The 16991-nt window shown below is 49.2% G+C and carries 14 protein-coding genes and 4 pseudogenes; 1 reads left to right on the top strand and 17 read right to left on the bottom strand.

Translation table 11 applies throughout. From position 1 onward, the window contains the following. Nucleotides 1-129: 129 nt before the first annotated feature. From ACL2XF_RS06155 to ACL2XF_RS06225, 15 genes and pseudogenes are all read right to left on the bottom strand, one after another. Nucleotides 130-1611, bottom strand: coding sequence for an FGGY-family carbohydrate kinase (locus ACL2XF_RS06155; RefSeq protein WP_410014824.1), 1482 nt, complete (start codon nucleotides 1609-1611; stop codon nucleotides 130-132). Beyond that, nucleotides 1604-2962, bottom strand: coding sequence for a PTS galactitol transporter subunit IIC (locus ACL2XF_RS06160; RefSeq protein WP_413722957.1), 1359 nt, complete (start codon nucleotides 2960-2962; stop codon nucleotides 1604-1606). The genes ACL2XF_RS06155 and ACL2XF_RS06160 overlap by 8 nt, the downstream gene beginning before the upstream one ends. 75 nt (nucleotides 2963-3037) lie before the next feature. After that, nucleotides 3038-3325, bottom strand: coding sequence for a PTS sugar transporter subunit IIB (locus ACL2XF_RS06165; RefSeq protein ID WP_410014826.1), 288 nt, complete (start codon nucleotides 3323-3325; stop codon nucleotides 3038-3040). Continuing rightward, entirely contained in the window at nucleotides 3322-3795 is a 474-nt protein-coding gene (locus ACL2XF_RS06170; protein WP_410014827.1) for a PTS sugar transporter subunit IIA, read from the bottom strand. Before ACL2XF_RS06170 ends, ACL2XF_RS06165 begins: the two co-directional genes overlap by 4 nt. A gap of 71 nt (nucleotides 3796-3866) precedes the next feature. Further along, nucleotides 3867-4613, bottom strand: coding sequence for a GntR family transcriptional regulator (locus ACL2XF_RS06175; protein ID WP_410014828.1), 747 nt, complete (start codon nucleotides 4611-4613; stop codon nucleotides 3867-3869). Nucleotides 4614-5008: 395 nt separating this feature from the next. Next, nucleotides 5009-7426: pseudogene (locus ACL2XF_RS06180) on the bottom strand (GNAT family N-acetyltransferase). A gap of 70 nt (nucleotides 7427-7496) precedes the next feature. After that, a complete protein-coding gene (gene tdh / locus ACL2XF_RS06185) occupies nucleotides 7497-8525 on the bottom strand; it encodes an L-threonine 3-dehydrogenase (protein WP_413728229.1) in 1029 nt (342 codons plus the stop codon). Between the two features lie 599 nt (nucleotides 8526-9124). Next, nucleotides 9125-9289: an IS66 family insertion sequence element accessory protein TnpA gene (gene tnpA, locus ACL2XF_RS06190; protein ID WP_410014831.1), complete on the bottom strand. Its 165-nt coding sequence runs from the start codon at nucleotides 9287-9289 to the stop codon at nucleotides 9125-9127. Nucleotides 9290-9715: 426 nt separating this feature from the next. Next, nucleotides 9716-10090, bottom strand: coding sequence for a type II toxin-antitoxin system PemK/MazF family toxin (locus ACL2XF_RS06195; protein WP_413722955.1), 375 nt, complete (start codon nucleotides 10088-10090; stop codon nucleotides 9716-9718). Continuing rightward, nucleotides 10090-10362 carry an antitoxin gene (locus ACL2XF_RS06200; RefSeq protein ID WP_413728230.1) on the bottom strand — a complete coding sequence of 91 codons (273 nt, stop codon included), beginning with the start codon at nucleotides 10360-10362 and terminating at the stop codon, nucleotides 10090-10092. The genes ACL2XF_RS06195 and ACL2XF_RS06200 overlap by 1 nt, the downstream gene beginning before the upstream one ends. Before the next feature lie 87 nt (nucleotides 10363-10449). Next, nucleotides 10450-10683, bottom strand: coding sequence for a TrbM/KikA/MpfK family conjugal transfer protein (locus ACL2XF_RS06205; RefSeq protein ID WP_410016809.1), 234 nt, complete (start codon nucleotides 10681-10683; stop codon nucleotides 10450-10452). Then, nucleotides 10681-10863, bottom strand: a pseudogene (locus tag ACL2XF_RS06210) (IS66 family transposase); the annotation flags it as partial. The pseudogene ACL2XF_RS06210 and the gene ACL2XF_RS06205, both read right to left, overlap by 3 nt. Continuing rightward, nucleotides 10864-11139 (bottom strand): annotated as a pseudogene (gene tnpB / locus ACL2XF_RS06215) (IS66 family insertion sequence element accessory protein TnpB); the annotation flags it as partial. Nucleotides 11140-11587: 448 nt separating this feature from the next. Then, nucleotides 11588-12280: an SDR family NAD(P)-dependent oxidoreductase gene (locus ACL2XF_RS06220; protein WP_413728231.1), complete on the bottom strand. Its 693-nt coding sequence runs from the start codon at nucleotides 12278-12280 to the stop codon at nucleotides 11588-11590. Next, nucleotides 12277-13164, bottom strand: coding sequence for an NmrA family NAD(P)-binding protein (locus tag ACL2XF_RS06225; protein ID WP_410014835.1), 888 nt, complete (start codon nucleotides 13162-13164; stop codon nucleotides 12277-12279). The genes ACL2XF_RS06220 and ACL2XF_RS06225 overlap by 4 nt, the downstream gene beginning before the upstream one ends. Before the next feature lie 243 nt (nucleotides 13165-13407). Between ACL2XF_RS06225 and ACL2XF_RS06230 the strand changes: the two genes are divergently transcribed. After that, a complete protein-coding gene (locus tag ACL2XF_RS06230) occupies nucleotides 13408-14331 on the top strand; it encodes a LysR family transcriptional regulator (RefSeq protein ID WP_413728232.1) in 924 nt (307 codons plus the stop codon). A 120-nt stretch (nucleotides 14332-14451) separates the two neighbouring features. On the opposite strand, the pseudogene ACL2XF_RS06235 reads toward ACL2XF_RS06230, so the two are convergent. Further along, nucleotides 14452-15249 (bottom strand): annotated as a pseudogene (locus ACL2XF_RS06235) (tyrosine-type recombinase/integrase); the annotation flags it as partial. A gap of 628 nt (nucleotides 15250-15877) precedes the next feature. Further along, nucleotides 15878-16975, bottom strand: a complete 1098-nt coding sequence (locus ACL2XF_RS06240) for a hypothetical protein (RefSeq protein ID WP_413728233.1) — start codon at nucleotides 16973-16975, stop codon at nucleotides 15878-15880. Nucleotides 16976-16991 lie beyond the last annotated feature (16 nt).

Below are 16991 nucleotides of genomic sequence, written 5' to 3' on the forward strand. Positions count from 1 at the left end.
TAGTGTTGCTAACATAGAGATAAATTTTAATTTACTAACCCAATTCCTCTCCTGGCTCATAAAATAATGCACTATTCAAGGCATTATTTTATTCAAGTTATTTGCTTAGGTACTTCGCGCCACCTAGGCTTATTCAGCAATAACACCTTCCTGTTGAAGCTTGAAGCGATAAAACTCCTGCCAGCGTAATTGATAACCTTGCAGCGCCCGGTATCGCCGCATATTGGGAAGATAGCGCGCGGCGACGGTCACCTCCGGCGGCGCCAGCGTCGGACAGGCGGTGAGCAGCGCCCCTACCGAGACGGCTTCATCAAATGCAATGGCGTCCACCGGGCGCTGCAAAATATCAGCTTTTAATTGCAACCAGAGCGGATTGCCTGTGGCCGGTCCAATCACCTTCAGCGTTTGCCCCGCAGGGACACCAAAGCAGGCAAAGCAGTTGGCGAATTCCATCGCCAGCCCCAGCGAAATACCAGCGACCAGCGTATCGATGGACAGACTGTCGCCCAGGCCATACAGCAGTCCCCGGGTATGACGGTTCTTATGCGGGGACCCCGAGCCGCGCAAATGGGGGATAAATACCGGCACATCCTCTAGTGTCCACATCTCGTCCAGATAATGCCGGTAGCCGCGCTCCAGGGCAGCTTCGATTTCGCCGAAGGTAAAACGAAAGGTGTTGCTCAGCCATTCCAGGGCAAAACCGCCGACCGGCAAAGAGGCGAACAGGGTATAAAGATCCGGCAACGAATAACGGCCATTGGCCAGTTTGTCCCGGCTTGCCTGTACGCTCAAGGCGGGGCGGGAGTTGAGCAGCAAAATGCCCTCTGTCGTCCCCGTTGAGTTCAATATTTCCCCCGTCTTCATTTGCAGGGCCCGGGCGCCCACCATGTGGTCGTGTCCGGCTAGCGTGACGCTGACGTGTTCGCAGAAACCCAGATCGCGGCCCAGTTCGGGAGCGACCCAGCCCGCAACTTCCCCCGGCGTCAGCAGCGGCGCAAAGGCGGCAAACGGCAGTTGCATAATATCGGCTGCTTCCCGCGACCAGGCGCCGTGGCTGACATCGAGGCAAAGTGTGCGGCTGGCGAGCGTGATCTCGGTGCGTCGTTGTCCGGTTAGCCGCCACAGCAGTAACTCGGGGGCATGCAGCCAGCAGATGTCTTCCCGTCCGTGTAAATGATAGCGATCCAGCAACCAGCGCATTTTGAAAGCGGAGTAGTTACTGTGCGGAGGTAACCCGGTGATGGCATACAGCCTTGCGCTTTCCACCTCGCTCAGCGCCGCCAGATATTCTTCGCCGCGGCGATCATACCAAGCCAGCATCGGCGTCAGTATTTCTCCCTTATCATCAATGAACACACCGGATTCGCCAAAGCTTGCAATGCTGATGCGTCCCACCGGCAGCGATGATTCCGCCGCCAGGCCGGACATTGCCGCCTTAATCTCCAGCCACAGCTGGTCGACGTCAAAATCAACCGCGCCCTGCGTCGATATCAGTTTGGGAGTAACAAATTTTCTGGCCCCCAGCCGCGTGGCATCCTGGCAGGAAAAACAGGTGACTTTACAATTGGTGGTACCGATATCAATGACGATAGCCGCGCTGGAATCAGGCATATACGGTTCTCCGCGTCATTCGGAACACCCCATATAGCACCAGGCCGATTACCGGCACCAAACCGATAGCGATAATGTTGCCGTTAAAGATTTCAAGCAGCCAGAAGCGGAATGGGTTGCCGCCATCCAAGAAACTGGAAACCTGCCCGCTAGAGCCATCAGCAAATTTAAAGTTGACATCTTTCGCCATAGTGGTGATAAACGGCGCGATTTTGGTGGCAATCCACAGGTCCGCGGCAATGACCGGAATCGCCCCCAGCAGGGTGCGGAAAATGTTGCCGCGGCAGGCCAGCGCAATCATTGACGCCATCACCGCCAGATTCGCCAAATCCCCGAGCGGCAGCACTTTATTTCCCGGCAGAACAAAAGCGATGAAAACCGAAATGGGCGTCAGCAACAGCGCCGTTGAGATAATTGCCGGGTTACCTACCGCCACCGCGATATCCAGCCCGATGTATAAATCATCGCGTCCCGGATATTTGGCGTTGAGGTATTTTTTGATGGCCTCTGACAGCGGCAACAGGCCTTCCATCAGGATGCGGACCATACGCGGCAGAATAAACATTACCCCGCCGATACTGATACCCAATAACAGGATATGTTTGAAATCATAACCGGCGATAACGCCCAGCAGCACGCCAAGGATGGTGCCCACCATCATCGGTTCACCGAAAATGCCGAGCTTCTTCTGCACAGTTTCCGGATCGATATGAATACGGTTAAGCCCCGGGATTTTTTCGATGATTTTGTCCACCAACAGCCCTATTGGGAAGAACACCACCGCGGATAGCGTCGGTAATGAAATACCCTCCAGACCGAAATACTTCTGCACCATCGGCGCAGACCAGTCCGCCAGTTTGAGTACCACCACCGCGGCGATGCCGGCGGCCAGCAGACCAAACACGAAACTGCCCGTACTGTAATAAACCAGGGTACCGGCCAAGGCGAAGTGCCAGTAATTCCACATATCCACATCGACGGTACGCGTCTTGTTAAGCGCCAGCATCGCCACGTTAATCAGGATGGTCAGCGGGATCACGAAAGGCGCGATCGGCGATCCCCAGGTAATGGCGGACAGCGGCGGCCAGCCAAGATCCACTACCGGCAGGTTGATACCGGTACGTTCCACCATGGCCTGGGCCGCGGGTCCCACGTTGCTGGTCAAAATATCAAAAATGGCATAGATTCCCACGAAGCCGATACCGACAGTGAGGGATGAACGCAGCGCTTTGGCCGGTCTTACTTTAAAGAACAAAGCAAGAATAAATAATACCAGCGGCAATAATACCGTCGGGCCAAAACCCAGGATATATTGCACGACCGTATATAGGGTATGGGCTATTTCATTCATGGCAAACCCCTGTTGCAGACGTAACGGGACCTCGCGTTAGCGCCTTTATAAATTAATCGGAATAGTTTAAATTAATTATTTTTGGTCTTTCAGGATCGATGCTATTTTCTCCAGCACCTTATCCTCGCCTATGCCCGTAATTATAGGTAGGCCATTAACTACCGGAATATCCAGTTCATAAGGCACTTTGGTGGTGGATACCACTAAAGTCGCTCCGTCGGTATTGCTTGGCAGGGACGCGACATTAGTTTGTGAATAATTGACATCCAGTCCTTGTTCCTTACAATACTCCATTACCTTTTCGGCCACCGCGGTGGAGGTCGCGATGCCGGTGGCGCATACAAATAAAATAGTCTGGCTCATATTTCACCTCGTTCATTGAGTTTATCTAAAATAGCCTGGTGAATTTGTTCATTACTCATGGCGAATAATTTCTGCATAAACCCGTCATCCTGAATCAGATCCATTATCCAGCCCAGCACATTGAGTTGCTTGTTGCTTTCACTCAGCGCCAGTAAGAAAACCACGCGCACCGGCACCGGGTCTGGCTCACCGCCCATATCCGCGAACGCCACCGGCTCCGGCAGGATACCAATGGCGAAGGCGTTGCGGCGCACATAACGATGATCGGTATGCGGTATTGCTACGCCAACCGGATCTGTAGGCAGGCCGGTAGGGAATTTCTTTTCACGCGCCAGGACATGGTCGGCAAAATCCCCGACCACCTGTCCATCGGCAATCAGCGGTTGCGCCAGTCGGCGGATGAGCGCATCAACACTCATTCCCGCAGGGATGCGTTGAACGTACTCGGATTTGAATTCAATGCCCTGCATAAATTCCTCATTAATCACGTTACTCGACAATGGCTTGGATTGATGACGATTGGATAATTATCAAAACCGCCTCAACTCACCTCCCGGCGCTGCAGGATGGTGCCCAGGTAGTATTTATTACCTTTCAGCCAGACATTGCCGAACTCTACGGGCAAAGTCCGGGAGAAAAAAACCAGCTGTTCCAGGTGTAATACCGGCGCTTCTTCGCTGATATCCAGGAAATGACCACGCTCATTACCAATCAACCGGGCGGCGTAACGGCTTTCTGAGTAGCGGATTTTTTGCTGAGAAAGGCGCTCGATCGTTGGAAACAAATTTTCCTTGTTAAAATCCACTTCGGTAATGCCCGGACAAAGCTCAATATTAATACGGTTCTCAATCAGCATGGCCTTTTCATCGCCAATAGAACGCAGACGTTCAAGGTATAAAATGTCCTGCCCCGGTTTTATTTGCAGCTTCTCAGCAACAAAACGATTTGCTGATTCAATTCGTGAAGTTACCACACAGGTGCTGAAGCTGATTTTTTGACTTTCCAGCGATTCGGCAAACGACAATAATCCTTCACCCAGCGGGTAGGCGATGTTCTCCTTTTTGACAAAAGTGCCTTTTCCCTGGACCTGAACCAGCGTCCCGGCTTTCACCAACTGGGCGACCGCCTTCTTTACGGTGCCCCGGCTGACTTCCAGCATGTCCATAATCTGGAATTCAGAGGGAATACGGTCGTCCTCGACCAACTCTCCGGTGTAGATACTTTCTCTTATCCACTCCGCCACCTGCTGGTAAAGTGGGATCTGGGAATTTTTACTTAAAGCTTTCATGGCGCGCACCTGAACATCCTGAGTTGTCTATAGACAATTATGTACAACTTCACGACTATAATATGAAAAACGGCGAATGATGTGATGGAGAGGGGTCACATTTTCAGGGACCGGATCAGGATCGAAAAAAGGTGATATAAGTCACATTTATTCAGAAAGGCAGCTGTCAGAAAAATACTCGGATCAGCATCCCCAATAACGCATGAATGATAGTGTCGCGCGCATTGCGCTGAAATAAATACGGCCGGGGGAGGCCTGGGCGCCTCCCGCGTATTTGTTCATGGGCTCGGACAGCGGTGGCGACCGGGCGGCGCTGATGTACACGCCGATAGGGCGTTGCAGACCCCTTTTTATCAGCCACGCCATCGCGGCGAACCAAGGCGACGACATTCCATTTAGTTTTTCGCTCCTGGCAGATCGCCATGCTCCCCCAATTGTTGCACGTCAACAAATACGCCGTCAGGGTCGTATTCAAGCCTGAGCCTTTGCAATCGTTCCCAATTTTCAGCGGCGAAGCACCTGCTGGTCTCGGCCGCCCTTGTCTCAAGATCGTACTCGTTGACATAACTGCTACGGGCAATCTCCTGAAGCTCGTCATACATCTGTTTTAACCAATATCGATTGATATTGTCATCTTTTGCATCGTTCCATTGGGCGTATGTAGATACAAAAAACTTGCCCTGTGCCGAAAATGCGGCTTGCGGATAGGTGGTCACACCCCGCCAGAGAATCGCTGTAAGGGTACTCCGAGAAGGCGCGCCTGATAAATACCGGGATAGGATGGAAACCAATTCCTGCGTGTTATCTGTAAGGATATTGTCGGCACAAAACCTTTTTGATAACACCATGCCGTTGAACTGCTCGTAAATGGCCTCGAAGTTTGAGGGCTGGTCGATGGCCAAGGCTGTGAGCGGCAGTTCCAGGCTGGCTTCAAAAGATTCGCGTAGCGCCTGCGCTTCTTGCGGGCTAGCGGCGAACGCCAAGATATTTAACTGCACTGCCGGTATGCCACCCGTCGTCGTGGGGCTGACAGACAGCGTCACCTGAAGATTTGCAGGGGGAGATGCGACGTCAAGCCCCGCCAATAAATCGTGCAAATGCGTGAAAGGTAGCGTGTATAAGCTGTTGGTTATTGCCCGAGGCAACGAGTAGCAACTGAGGTAAAAGCGGGTCACGACAAAAAACGAACAGGGCCCGGCGCCACGAGCGGCCCAGAACAAGTCTGGCTACTGGGTTTCGGAAACATGTCGTAGACGACCGTCCGCGGTGACAATGTCCAGGGCTTGTACGTTGAACACGCTCATTCCTCCCCATTGGCTGCAGTTGATCCCAAGCCCTCCACCCAACAGGAATCCGCTGATACCCACTTCTTTTACATGCCCTGTGGGAAAAGCCAAACCTTTAGCCGCCAGTGCATGACTCAATTGGCCGCTACTGACCCCAGGTTCAACGATGGCGCGCGTGCGCCGGCTATCGATATCAAGTCCCTTCAAGCCGGAAACATCCAACATCAGCGAATCAAAGCGAAGAAAACAACCGGCGTAGTTATGCCCATTTCCACGCACGCTCACTTCCATGCCTCGCTCCTTGGCAAATGCAATCGCGCGAATCACATCGGCCTCAGTCGCGGCGCGTACTATTCCGGCAGGTCTACGCGTTGGGCCTCGACCGTTCCAGGTACTGGTGAGGTACCACTCATCAAAGGCGGGATGCGAAGCAAGACGAACCTCGCCATCCAGTTGCGATGCCAGCTTCAGTCGAGACACAGAAGTCTGCGTAGCGGCGGGTATCCCCAAGTCCTGGCTGACGATGGAATACAGCCGTTTCGGTTTCAATCCCAAGCGAGTCTTGATGCGGGCATTCAAGCGGCCGCCCTCGATAAGATTAATTCCGCTTTCGAATGCATAGCGGTACAAGGCAGCGAAGGCCAGGGTATAAGGGCTGAATTCGGATTGCTCGTAATCCATGCCGGCCGACCAGGCATGGAGAGTTCCGTCTTCCTCGAAGCAGATAATGCCGCTGACAATTTGCCCGTTCTGTTCTACGACGCTAAGGCGAACCAGATCGCCGCAAAGACGGCAAAAAACAGCCAATTGTGCTTCTGGCCAATAATGCGGCGTCCCCAGCCGTTTGGTTGTCAAATAACACAACCGGGCCAGTTTCTCAATTTCATTATCAAAGGGAGGAGCCAGTATTCGAACTCGCGCACCGCCGCGTTTAAAGATACGAAGCTGGCGTACCATTTCATGACGCCCGTCCTTTGGCAAAGCCTGCACAAAACTGTCAAAATCCGCAAAAGCATCCAGTTCGAGTGTATATTTATCCACCATGTAATTTATATTCAGCCCATAACGTTGAGCTTCACGCAGAAGCACGCCATCCTGCACATTGAGAAAACAGAAATAGCGCGCCTTCTCAGCCAGTGCGATACTCGTAAGAGCATCGAATATTAGGGCATACAGACTAGGGGCATCGCCCAACATCGGGATTGTGGTGTCCGTACAATGCATGATATGACTGAACAGTCCGCGCTCTTCAGGTATTATCGAGAGCTTAGCGGAGGAAACTAATAACCCTAACGGATCAACAGACTTAAAGTCTTGCAGATAAATCGGGACCAGCGCAACCAGCCGCCTTTCCTCCCGCGCCAGCACATAGAAGATTTTACTGACATTTAACAAGGGTGACTGCTCAGCCGCGATAAGAAATCGCAGATCGTAAAACATGGGCGCCTTGCTTTGAAGAAAAAACGCGCGATACTCAGCCGGATCCAGGTCTTTAACGGTATTGATAATATCAAGGGTAATGGTCATCGCAACCTCCGTTGGCTTATCGGACTGGCAAATAATTTTTCTGACAAACAGAGCCGTAACGACTCTGTACTTAAGTAGACCAATTCAAAATAACCTTGCCGGCTGTCCCTGCTTGCATCGCCTGGAAACCTGCGTGGAAGTCATCGACAGGCAAGCGGTGAGTGATGATATCCCTAACGTTCAAACCGCTTTGTAGCATGTTGAGGGTCTTGCGCCAGGTCTCGAACATTTCTCGCCCATAAACCCCTTTGATACGCAGGCTCTTGCAAACTACTGTATTCCAATCCAATGTCACTTTACGCGTAGGCAATCCCAGACAGGCTATCTGGCCACCGGAAGTCATGGCACCGATTAAGGATTCCAGCGCTTCATTACTACCACTCATTTCAAAACCGATAGGGAATCCATCAGACAAACCGTAACGCTGAGCAACTTCTGTTAACGACGTGTTGTCCGGATCCAGGGTAATCGCGTCGACTATCCGGTTCGCAAGCGCTAGGCGCTCGGCATTGATATCGGCGATGAATATACGATGCGCGCCGACAAATCGCGCAACCGCGGCCGCCATTATCCCAATAGGCCCCGCACCCATGATCAATACATCGTTGCCCACCAAATCAAATGACTGAGCGACATGAACCGCATTACCAAGCGGGTCGAGAATAGCCCCCAGTTCATCGTCAATCTCATCGGGGAGAGCAATAACATTGAATGCAGGCAGCGCCAGATACTCCGCAAAGGCACCAGGATGGTTTACTCCTACTGACAAGCTATGAGGATCCAGATGAAAATTTCCTGCCCTGGCTGCGGTGCAACCGAGATCGACAAGATGTCCCTCACCGCTGACGCGCTGGCCAATGCTTATTTGCGTGACATTACGGCCTACTTCTACAACTTCTCCGGCATATTCATGGCCTGTTACCAGAGGAACGGGTACCGTTTTTTGGGCCCATTCGTCCCAGTTCCATATATGCAGATCCGTTCCGCAAATACCGGTCTTGCGGATCTTGATCAGCACCTCATCATCGCGAACTTGTGGGATCGGTACGTCCTGTAACCAGAGCCCAGCGCGAGGATTTGCTTTAACTAACGCTCGCATATACTGTCTCCTACAGTCATTGTGATACAAGGGACATATTTTTTTGAAACTACCGCTGTCGAATATCGCAACATTATGTTGCTTTAAATAGGCTGGTGGATTTTGTGATGCAATGGATATGTTTTGTAGCAAATATATGTCATGTGGTTCTTGATCAGCATCGCCAATTCTAAAAACTAGAACGTCATTTTCTATTATCAACTTCTTCCTCTTGCCTTGCGCTGTAATGGGTCCTTTCCATTTATCTCAGTATATAATACTAATTATGTATATTTACAGGTGGTTTCTTCATGGTAGAGCTCAATAGGAAGATTAGTTTAATCCATTGAAATATATTGCTATATAAAATTGATTTAGCCCTCAAGGCATGAAAATCCATATCTCCGACGGCGCGTTTGATAACTAAATAATTTTTTGACACCAATACGCTGCATTGTCAGGGATGAAATTAGCGATTTATAGATTTCTTTTTATGAAATCACCGAATTTCTTATATAAATCAGTTGAAAAATACTGTGTTAGGCGCATGGAGTGGGGGAAGTATTTTGCGGTTGGTCCCACTGCGGTAATTTTTATCCATAACATTGCCAGATATGAACCTAACAATAAAAATTACTGAATGTCATACCCTGCTGTTCACAATAAGGCTGTTTAGTTAATCCGCGGTGTTGCCAAGCATCAATATGCTGCTGCTGTTCAGTCCGGGTGTGCCGCTTTATCATGATTGAATTCACGCTGGTAAATGAGTGAAATGAATATTTCATAGCGACTATCTATCAGCGAGGCGATATGCCCGATCCCTTACGCGAAATCGCTACTAAATCAAAAACAAAAAGCCCGCGTCAGGTCATCCCTAACGCGGGCTTTTCTAAAATCTTGGCTCCTCTGACTAGGATCGCCGTTGTCAGTAAGTGGCTAATAAATAATATAAAGCAGGACACTGCTCTTATCAAGACCCCCAAAGTGACCACCACGTAGCGAAGATTGGAATAGGGTATGTGAAAGCACATAATCGTTCCCATAAAGACAGATCAAGGCAGTAAACATGACCGCTTCCGGTGGAACGCGCCATTTACAAGCTAGGCAGCGGCATGATGTTGCGCAACCCACTTAAATCAGTGGAAGATGCATGCTCCCCCAAGTGGATGCCTGAGGAAATTGTATTATAATGGGATATATTCTGGCTGAGATTAATTCAGTTGAGGGTCCAGAATATCAATAACTTTTGCCAAAACCTCGTCAACGATACTAGATTCGGCCGTTGCAGCATATTTTGCCTGACGCTCAATCAGGTCTAAGGATCGAACCTGATAACATAGCGCTACACCGGTAATCTTGCCGGTATCGGTACTTGCACCATCAAAATAAACGGTAACCGCTTCTGATCGAGCCAACCCGCCACCACCGGTGATAGGTACACAAATAGCCGTACCTAACTTTTTGTTAAGCGCCTGCTCAGTGATAATCAGGTAAAAATGCGGGCCTTTAAACTCTCTTCCGCTGACCGGATCGCCGCTCGCATGCCAAATTTCACCCTTCGCCGGGGCGCTTCTTCTGCGAACCATTAAATCACCTCTTTACCGACCGGATAAGAATTCAGCTCGTCATAAGATGCTTCGTTGAACGCACGTACTTCTTCCTCATCAATGCCCTGCAACAACGTTGCGAGCGATTTGCGACCGCGCGCTACCCTGCCTGCCGGTTTAATGCTGATCGTGTCCCCGGAAGCTTTTACATCGAGTTTTATACCTACTTGCCATCCCATATCAGTGGCGATGTCGCTAGGGATTGTAAGAACCACGGCGCCCCCCTGCTGGCGTAAACGAGTAAGTGACATAGTTTTCTCCTAAGCTATCAGTGTAACTTTATCTCATATGCACTCTAGCATAAAATCTCATAAAGTCACACATTTCATCATCGGAAATTAGCTGATGATTAGGCTGATAATTTCCGGGTCCGCTGATTCGCATTCGAGCAAAAATGCTTTACGGGCATCGGCTGTATGGCTGGGGATAAAACCGTGTTTGTTCTTTTTTACGATATGAAAGAAAGAGCGTTCAGCGGGATGACCTTGACTTCCTCCGCCGTTTCCCGTCGTTTTACCGTACATACATAAAACGACTTCACAGGCATCAGCGGCCATCACAGAAGATGACATTTCCGACAGGCGATATAGCGGCAAGTGCTCGGCGTATTTCGCCGTCATCACGCGCGCCAGCAGGCCCGGTCCGGCGATGCCGCGCTCGATGGGACGCGACGGCGCCGGCGCCTGGACGATGACATCGCAGCGGGCGCAGGCTTTCTTTTTACGCCGGGTTTTTATCACCTTGAAGGCGCTTTTGGCTTGCGTCAGTAAGACTTTACCCTCCTTGACCTGCGGCCAGACCAAGCGGCCGCGCTCAAGGCGTTTTGCCTGCAGGCACAGGCCGTCACCGGTTGACCACAGGACCTTTATCAGGTTGCCTCGTTTCCCCCGGAAGACAAAGACATGGCCGGACAATGGATCTTCCCGGAGGGCGGACACGACTTGGCCGGCCAGGCCCTGGAAGCCCTTTCGCATGTCAGTCTGGCCGGCGACCAGCCAGATACGGGTGCCCGCCGGTAAGCCGATCATGATTGCGGGCCTTGCATGAACTCACGAACCAGGACGGTCAGCAACTCGGCCGAAGGTGACGTCAACATCATCCGTCCCCGGGGAAATGTGATTTCACAGGAACAGGGGTGCTCCAGCGGAGATCTCTGCGGGGCAGCAGGCGTCACGGGATTTTCGGTGATATGGACAGGTAAAAGCGTGGGGGCGGGCGGGGTGTGACCGGCTATGGATGCTGTCGGAAATCGGGCCAAGTAGCCCGATGGGCAACATCTCAGAACTCACAAAGGTAAAACAGCCGACGGCTAGCGCAAGCATTGCCAGCTAGGTGCGCGCGGTAGCGCGGTCCGGCAAACTCTCTGCTACGGTCCGTTGTGCAGATAATGCAGTATTGTCGGAAGAAGGGGTCGACATAGTGTTCCTCAGCTTTAAAGTGTAATGAACTGCCAACGCCATTAATGGCGCTGATGACTCACCATTCCAGCGTTTTGCCCTGGTAATTAAGGAAAGCGATACCTCGCTGGTTAAAACGGGTCATCATCATTTCTGTTACGCCGCGTGTACTGGTTTCGATATCCAGTAGCGCATCAGGACCACCCATTTCAGTACGTACCCAACCGGGCGCTACCGCCGTCAATGACCAAGGTGTCTGCGGGTTTTCTGCGATAAAACTGCGCAGTGACTGATTCAGCGCCGATTTACTGGAACGATAAGGTTCCCATCCACCCTGCGTATTCGCCGCAATACTTGCCAGTTCTGATGACATAACGGCGACCACACCGTCGGCCCGGACCGTCGGTGACAGAATGCGTAAGGCAGACATTGCACCTACGACATTGGTGCGCATTACTGTTAGTAGCCGCTTAGCGAAAGATTCATCAGGAGAGCCCACCGTTCCGGCGTTCACCATCAGCAGATCCAGCGTTTTTCCTGCCAGGCGAGTATACAATTCTTCAAGTGACTCATCGCTGTTCATATCAAGTGTTTCAACAGACAAATGTGAGTCGCGCGCGGCGAGCTGACGCAGTTCAGGGCGGGTTGAGCCCTCACGTTCAGTAGCAATGACTTGCCAGCCACGTTCCAGAAAGCGTTCAGTTAACCCCAGCCCCAGGCCACGACTGGCCCCAATAATTAATGCGGTAGGTTGATTTTCCGACGTATTCATAAAATCTCCGGTTGTTCAGAAAAATGTTTTTTAATCAATGTGCTCAATACGGCTTCCAGTCCAAGTATCCCCACCCGCTGCTCGGTTTGACTGCCTGAAAATGTAATCCAGCCAGCATTGAAGCCATCAAGCATTTGTATTCTTGGTAACGGGTTTTGCATACCCTGAGCAAGAAACAGGGCATTCCAGTCGTAGCGAGGTACGGCATATGCTTTTACCTTCCGTCCCAATAGCCGTGTAAAGCTGGCGGCCAGTTGGTTTGGACTGATACTCTCTGGTCCGCGAAGCTCAATGATCCGCTTTCCGGACCATGTTTCCTGCAACAATGCAGCCGCAGTGCAGCCAACATCAGCAGTAGCCACCATAGGAATAGCCCGGTCCAGCGGTTGCAAAAAAGACGGGATCTCTCCCTGCTCCTGTGCTGAGGGGATATCCCATGCGGCATTTTCAATAAACCAGGCAGCTCTAATGAATGCGGTAGGCAGTGGTAATGTGCCTAATACGTCTTCCATGATTCCCAGTTGGGTTAGCAAGTTCGGCTGCGTGGCCTGTGCACCAATGGTGGATAAACACACCACCTTTTGAGGACGAGTTTCCTCCAGCGCGATACGTAAAGCAGTAATGATTTCACGACTTTCTGGAAAACCCGCAGATGGGTCAAAATTAGGCGGTAAAAGAATGAAAACACCCTCAACATTTGTGAATGCTTTGCTCAGGGCTACCGCATCATTCATTTCTGCAATCGCCACATCACAACCCTGGCTGGCCCAGTACTGACCCTTTTTCACAGAGCGAACAACAGCACGCACTTCATGGTTCTTTGAAAGTAATAAGCGAGCAATCACACCGCCAACCTGGCCAGTAATACCAGTAATAACGAACATAGGTGATCCTCTATGAGTGTATTAATAATGAATGGTGGAAAGTTTACGGTACAAAAATTAGTTAATCCATATCATCAATGTCACATTTGAAGTGACAAAAAGTCATTAATTATGGCGGTATATTGGTATTGATCTCACCGGATTATGTAACGCGAAAGGGTATGAATAACTGATAACTCATGACAAAATGTCATGGTTATATAGAGTTCGAGGCCTTTACCAGTCAGAATAAAGGGAGAAAAAATGGCATTCGACGAGCGCATGTTAAAGGGTATGGGCGTACTATCTGCTGTGGTAAATGGTGGGAGTTTTGCCGCTGCGGCTGAAGCATTGGATATGTCCCCATCAGGCGTAAGTCGTGCGATCGTCCGGCTGGAAGGTCGGCTTGGTATCCGTCTGTTTGAACGTACTACCCGAGCAATATCTTTAACTGATGAGGGGCACCGTTTCTATCAGCAAATCGCCCCGTTACTGGCCGGACTGGAAGAGGCCGCAGCTTGTGCGATCAATGGTCGTATTTCCGTACGCGGACGCCTGCGGGTCAATGTGCATCCGTTTTTTTCAAGACTGATACTTGGGCCTCGGTTAGGAAGTTTTCTAAAACAATATCCTGAATTGCAGGTTGAGCTTTCTACTCGTGAAGAGCTGGGCGATCTGGTTGCAGAGGGGTTTGACCTGGCAATTCGTTTTGGTGAACATAAATCCTCGACGTTAGTAGCGCGTAAACTACTAAACACCCGTATTCTCACGGTTGCTTCACCTGTATATATTAAGCAGCATGGAAAGCCAGTGACGCCTGATGATTTGGCTTTACCCGAACACTCATGCATTCAGTTTCGATCTCCCGAAACGGGCAAACTCTTTACCTGGGAATTTCAACGTGGTAAAGAGATAAAATCGCTGAATTTGAGTGGTCAGCTTATTGTGAATAATGTCGGTACTATGCATGGCGCCTGTCTTGCAGGATATGGAATTGCACAGGTCATGGAGTTGGGCGCTGAGCATCTACTAGCACAGGGTAAACTGGTTAATCTGTTCCCTGAATGGCCTGATGAACTTTTTCCACTTTACGCACTATATCCGTCACGCAATCATCTACCGGCGAAAACCCGTGCTTTCCTGGATTTTGTCTCTTCGGTGGTTGCTTGCCCTGTTACACAATCCTGACAAAGGACACCACATCTGTTGGGGAGTGCGGACGAAACTTGGACTGCTTTGGAGGTAGTCCATGTATTCGTTCGAAGAGCGTATCCGTGCTGTTGAACTCTATGTCAAATATGGCAGAAAAGCTTCGCGGGTGGCGGGAATGGTCCAGATTCGGTTTCTGAAATCAATCTCTGACCATCGGGCAAAACGCAGTTCACTGGAGCGGATAAACCGGTGAAGCGTCAGCAGAACGGCCAGATGGGTTAATTCCCGTCCCTGCTGATAGTCATCAATGCGTTCCAGCAGTTCCGGCAGACGCTCCAGTGGCAGGGCAGGGTAGTGGCGCGTAACGGGTGGGGCTGTCACGCCATCTAGATTCGCCGCCGGGTTATTTTCTATTAACCCCTGATGCACGGCATAGCGCATGACGTTACAGAGATGCTGCCTCGTGCGGGACGCGACTTCCAGCAGATCTTTCGCCTCGATATCTTTCAGCAGATCGATGAAATGACGGGGTTTCAGTTCTGTTACCGGCAGATGACCAATTACCGGAAAGATATGATTTCTCATGCTGGCAAGCAGGCGGTCTGCGGTATTCTGCGACCACTTCTTATTATTTTTATGCCAGCCCAGTGCCGCGGTCTCAAAGACTTTTTCCGGCGAGCGGGCGGCCCTTTCGGCGATACGTTGCTGAGCGGGGTTAATGTTTTGCGCCAGCAACTTGCGGATACCGTCGCGTTGCTGCCGTGCGCCAGACAGAGATACATCGGGATAAGCACCTAAACCAAGGCGGGATTCTTTACCGTTGATACGGTACTTGAGATACCAGAGACGTGAACCGCCTGGATTGATCAAAAGATACAAACCGTGTGAATCGGAGATTTTGAAAGGTTTATCAGAGGGCTTGAGACTGCGGATTTTCGTGTCGTTGAGAGACATTTGGGGGTCACTCCGTCATCGAACCAACATGACCCCAAATCTGACCACTAAATTCTCCCGATGCAGAGGGAAAACTGAAAATGCACCGGGAAGATTTTTCACGTTAACCTATCGCCTCAAAATTATATAGGGATTCGCGCCATTGCATGAAAAACAAAAAGCCCGCTTCAGTTCCCTGAAGCGGGCTTTTCTAAAATCTTGGCTCCTCTGACTGGACTCGAATTTCCTTTTATTGCTCTGTATTTGTTAAACTTAATTTTTCAGTTTTAGAATGAAGCCCCCAGTTAGGCCCCGAAAAGTATTAGAAGATAAAAATTGTGATATTGATCTCGTTTTATAATATTCAATGCAGCTTGGCTAAGATACGGCCCGCCAAAACGGGCTGGATTGGTCTTTGTACGTCTGTTGTGCCAACATGACGTACGAGTTCGCAATCACCCCGGAGGTAATCCAATCAGTTAACAGCTATGAGGTCTACACGATTGGGTCTGCGTGCAACGCCACAGCGGGAAGCCGTGCTGCGACGCACAGCCGACCCTATCTGGCTTCCGTTAAAGAAACGACAAGGTAGACAACTAACACATAGATGTTCTAACAAATGACACCTAGGGAGCATGTCTTTATAATTTTAAAAAAAAGTCAGTAATTCCAATGTGTTAATGTCAGGTTTATAAAACATTGCAGCCAAAAGCTTTACTGGTCTATCATGATCTACATTTTTAAATTCCAATAAAATATTGAATTTTGAGAATTTGTATTGTGAATTGTATGTCATGCTATAAATATAATTTGAGTTAATTTTTTTCTTGATTATATTTGCTAGTTCTTCGGCTGATACTTTTTCCATTCCTGCTCTTGATAATGATTCCTTTTTGAAGCCTTTAATATATTCTAGTCGAGCGTCTTCAACTAATACATTTAAAGTATCTAAGTCAGAAGGGTTAATGTGTACAGCATTTAATGAGAAATGCGTATCTTCTTTAAATCCATCAATAACAGGTCGTTCAATTTTATAAGACAATAAGACATCAAAAAGGTCAGATGATAAGCTTCTACAATGAAATCCGTTATCCTCAAATGGATATCCGCATATATTTATATCTTCGGTATGATCCCGATCAGGCTCATGCCTCTGTATTATGTATTTTTTATTTTTAATAAAAAAATTGACTAGCATTGTTGATAAAATCATCTTCAGGCTTGACTGAAACGACATGTCTGCATATCCAACATATCCAGGATGATTTTTCAAACCATCGGTAAAACATGATAACATGTCTTGCGATAAATTATTAATATATACCATGTAAAATTGAGAGCTGTGTCTATAATTCACGTTTTTACTTAATACAACAGATTCACAAAAAGATTTATATAACAAATCCTGATTAAAAGAGCTTCCTATATAATCACCGACCAAAACACTATGATTGCTTTCCTTTTTGAATAGTGGAATCATTTCTTTAAAAACATTATTACCATACGAATCGCTTTCAATCGAAGTTGTGTCAAATACAAACACCACTTCTTTACGTTTTCTGTCAGGAGTTAAAGAGCTTTTTAAGTTCTCATATTTGATGCCTTTGCCATCTAAAATTTTGACCAACTGATCTCTCATTGAGTTTATCTGATCATGCATGTTTTGTGGGGATAATTTAAAGTAATCGCGAGTCACCACAAGCATTACATTTCCTCTTGCGTTTAGAGTATGGATTGTTTTTTCCATTATGATTATTCCTTCA

Origin of the sequence: Sodalis sp. RH19, assembly GCF_047324215.1 — a bacterium.
Lineage (GTDB): Bacteria > Pseudomonadota > Gammaproteobacteria > Enterobacterales > Enterobacteriaceae > Acerihabitans.

What these genes read in the sequence shown, in the direction of transcription:
- ACL2XF_RS06155 (WP_410014824.1), bottom strand. Translation starts at nt 1,611, where the DNA reads ATGCCTGATTCCAGCGCGGCTATCGTCATTGATATCGGTACCACCAAT.
- ACL2XF_RS06160 (WP_413722957.1), bottom strand. Translation starts at nt 2,962, where the DNA reads ATGAATGAAATAGCCCATACCCTATATACGGTCGTGCAATATATCCTG.
- ACL2XF_RS06165 (WP_410014826.1), bottom strand. Translation starts at nt 3,325, where the DNA reads ATGAGCCAGACTATTTTATTTGTATGCGCCACCGGCATCGCGACCTCC.
- ACL2XF_RS06170 (WP_410014827.1), bottom strand. Translation starts at nt 3,795, where the DNA reads ATGCAGGGCATTGAATTCAAATCCGAGTACGTTCAACGCATCCCTGCG.
- ACL2XF_RS06175 (WP_410014828.1), bottom strand. Translation starts at nt 4,613, where the DNA reads ATGAAAGCTTTAAGTAAAAATTCCCAGATCCCACTTTACCAGCAGGTG.
- tdh (WP_413728229.1), bottom strand. Translation starts at nt 8,525, where the DNA reads ATGCGAGCGTTAGTTAAAGCAAATCCTCGCGCTGGGCTCTGGTTACAG.
- tnpA (WP_410014831.1), bottom strand. Translation starts at nt 9,289, where the DNA reads ATGAAATATTCATTTCACTCATTTACCAGCGTGAATTCAATCATGATA.
- ACL2XF_RS06195 (WP_413722955.1), bottom strand. Translation starts at nt 10,090, where the DNA reads ATGGTTCGCAGAAGAAGCGCCCCGGCGAAGGGTGAAATTTGGCATGCG.
- ACL2XF_RS06200 (WP_413728230.1), bottom strand. Translation starts at nt 10,362, where the DNA reads ATGTCACTTACTCGTTTACGCCAGCAGGGGGGCGCCGTGGTTCTTACA.
- ACL2XF_RS06205 (WP_410016809.1), bottom strand. Translation starts at nt 10,683, where the DNA reads ATGTCATCTTCTGTGATGGCCGCTGATGCCTGTGAAGTCGTTTTATGT.
- ACL2XF_RS06220 (WP_413728231.1), bottom strand. Translation starts at nt 12,280, where the DNA reads ATGAATACGTCGGAAAATCAACCTACCGCATTAATTATTGGGGCCAGT.
- ACL2XF_RS06225 (WP_410014835.1), bottom strand. Translation starts at nt 13,164, where the DNA reads ATGTTCGTTATTACTGGTATTACTGGCCAGGTTGGCGGTGTGATTGCT.
- ACL2XF_RS06230 (WP_413728232.1), top strand. Translation starts at nt 13,408, where the DNA reads ATGGCATTCGACGAGCGCATGTTAAAGGGTATGGGCGTACTATCTGCT.
- ACL2XF_RS06240 (WP_413728233.1), bottom strand. Translation starts at nt 16,975, where the DNA reads ATGGAAAAAACAATCCATACTCTAAACGCAAGAGGAAATGTAATGCTT.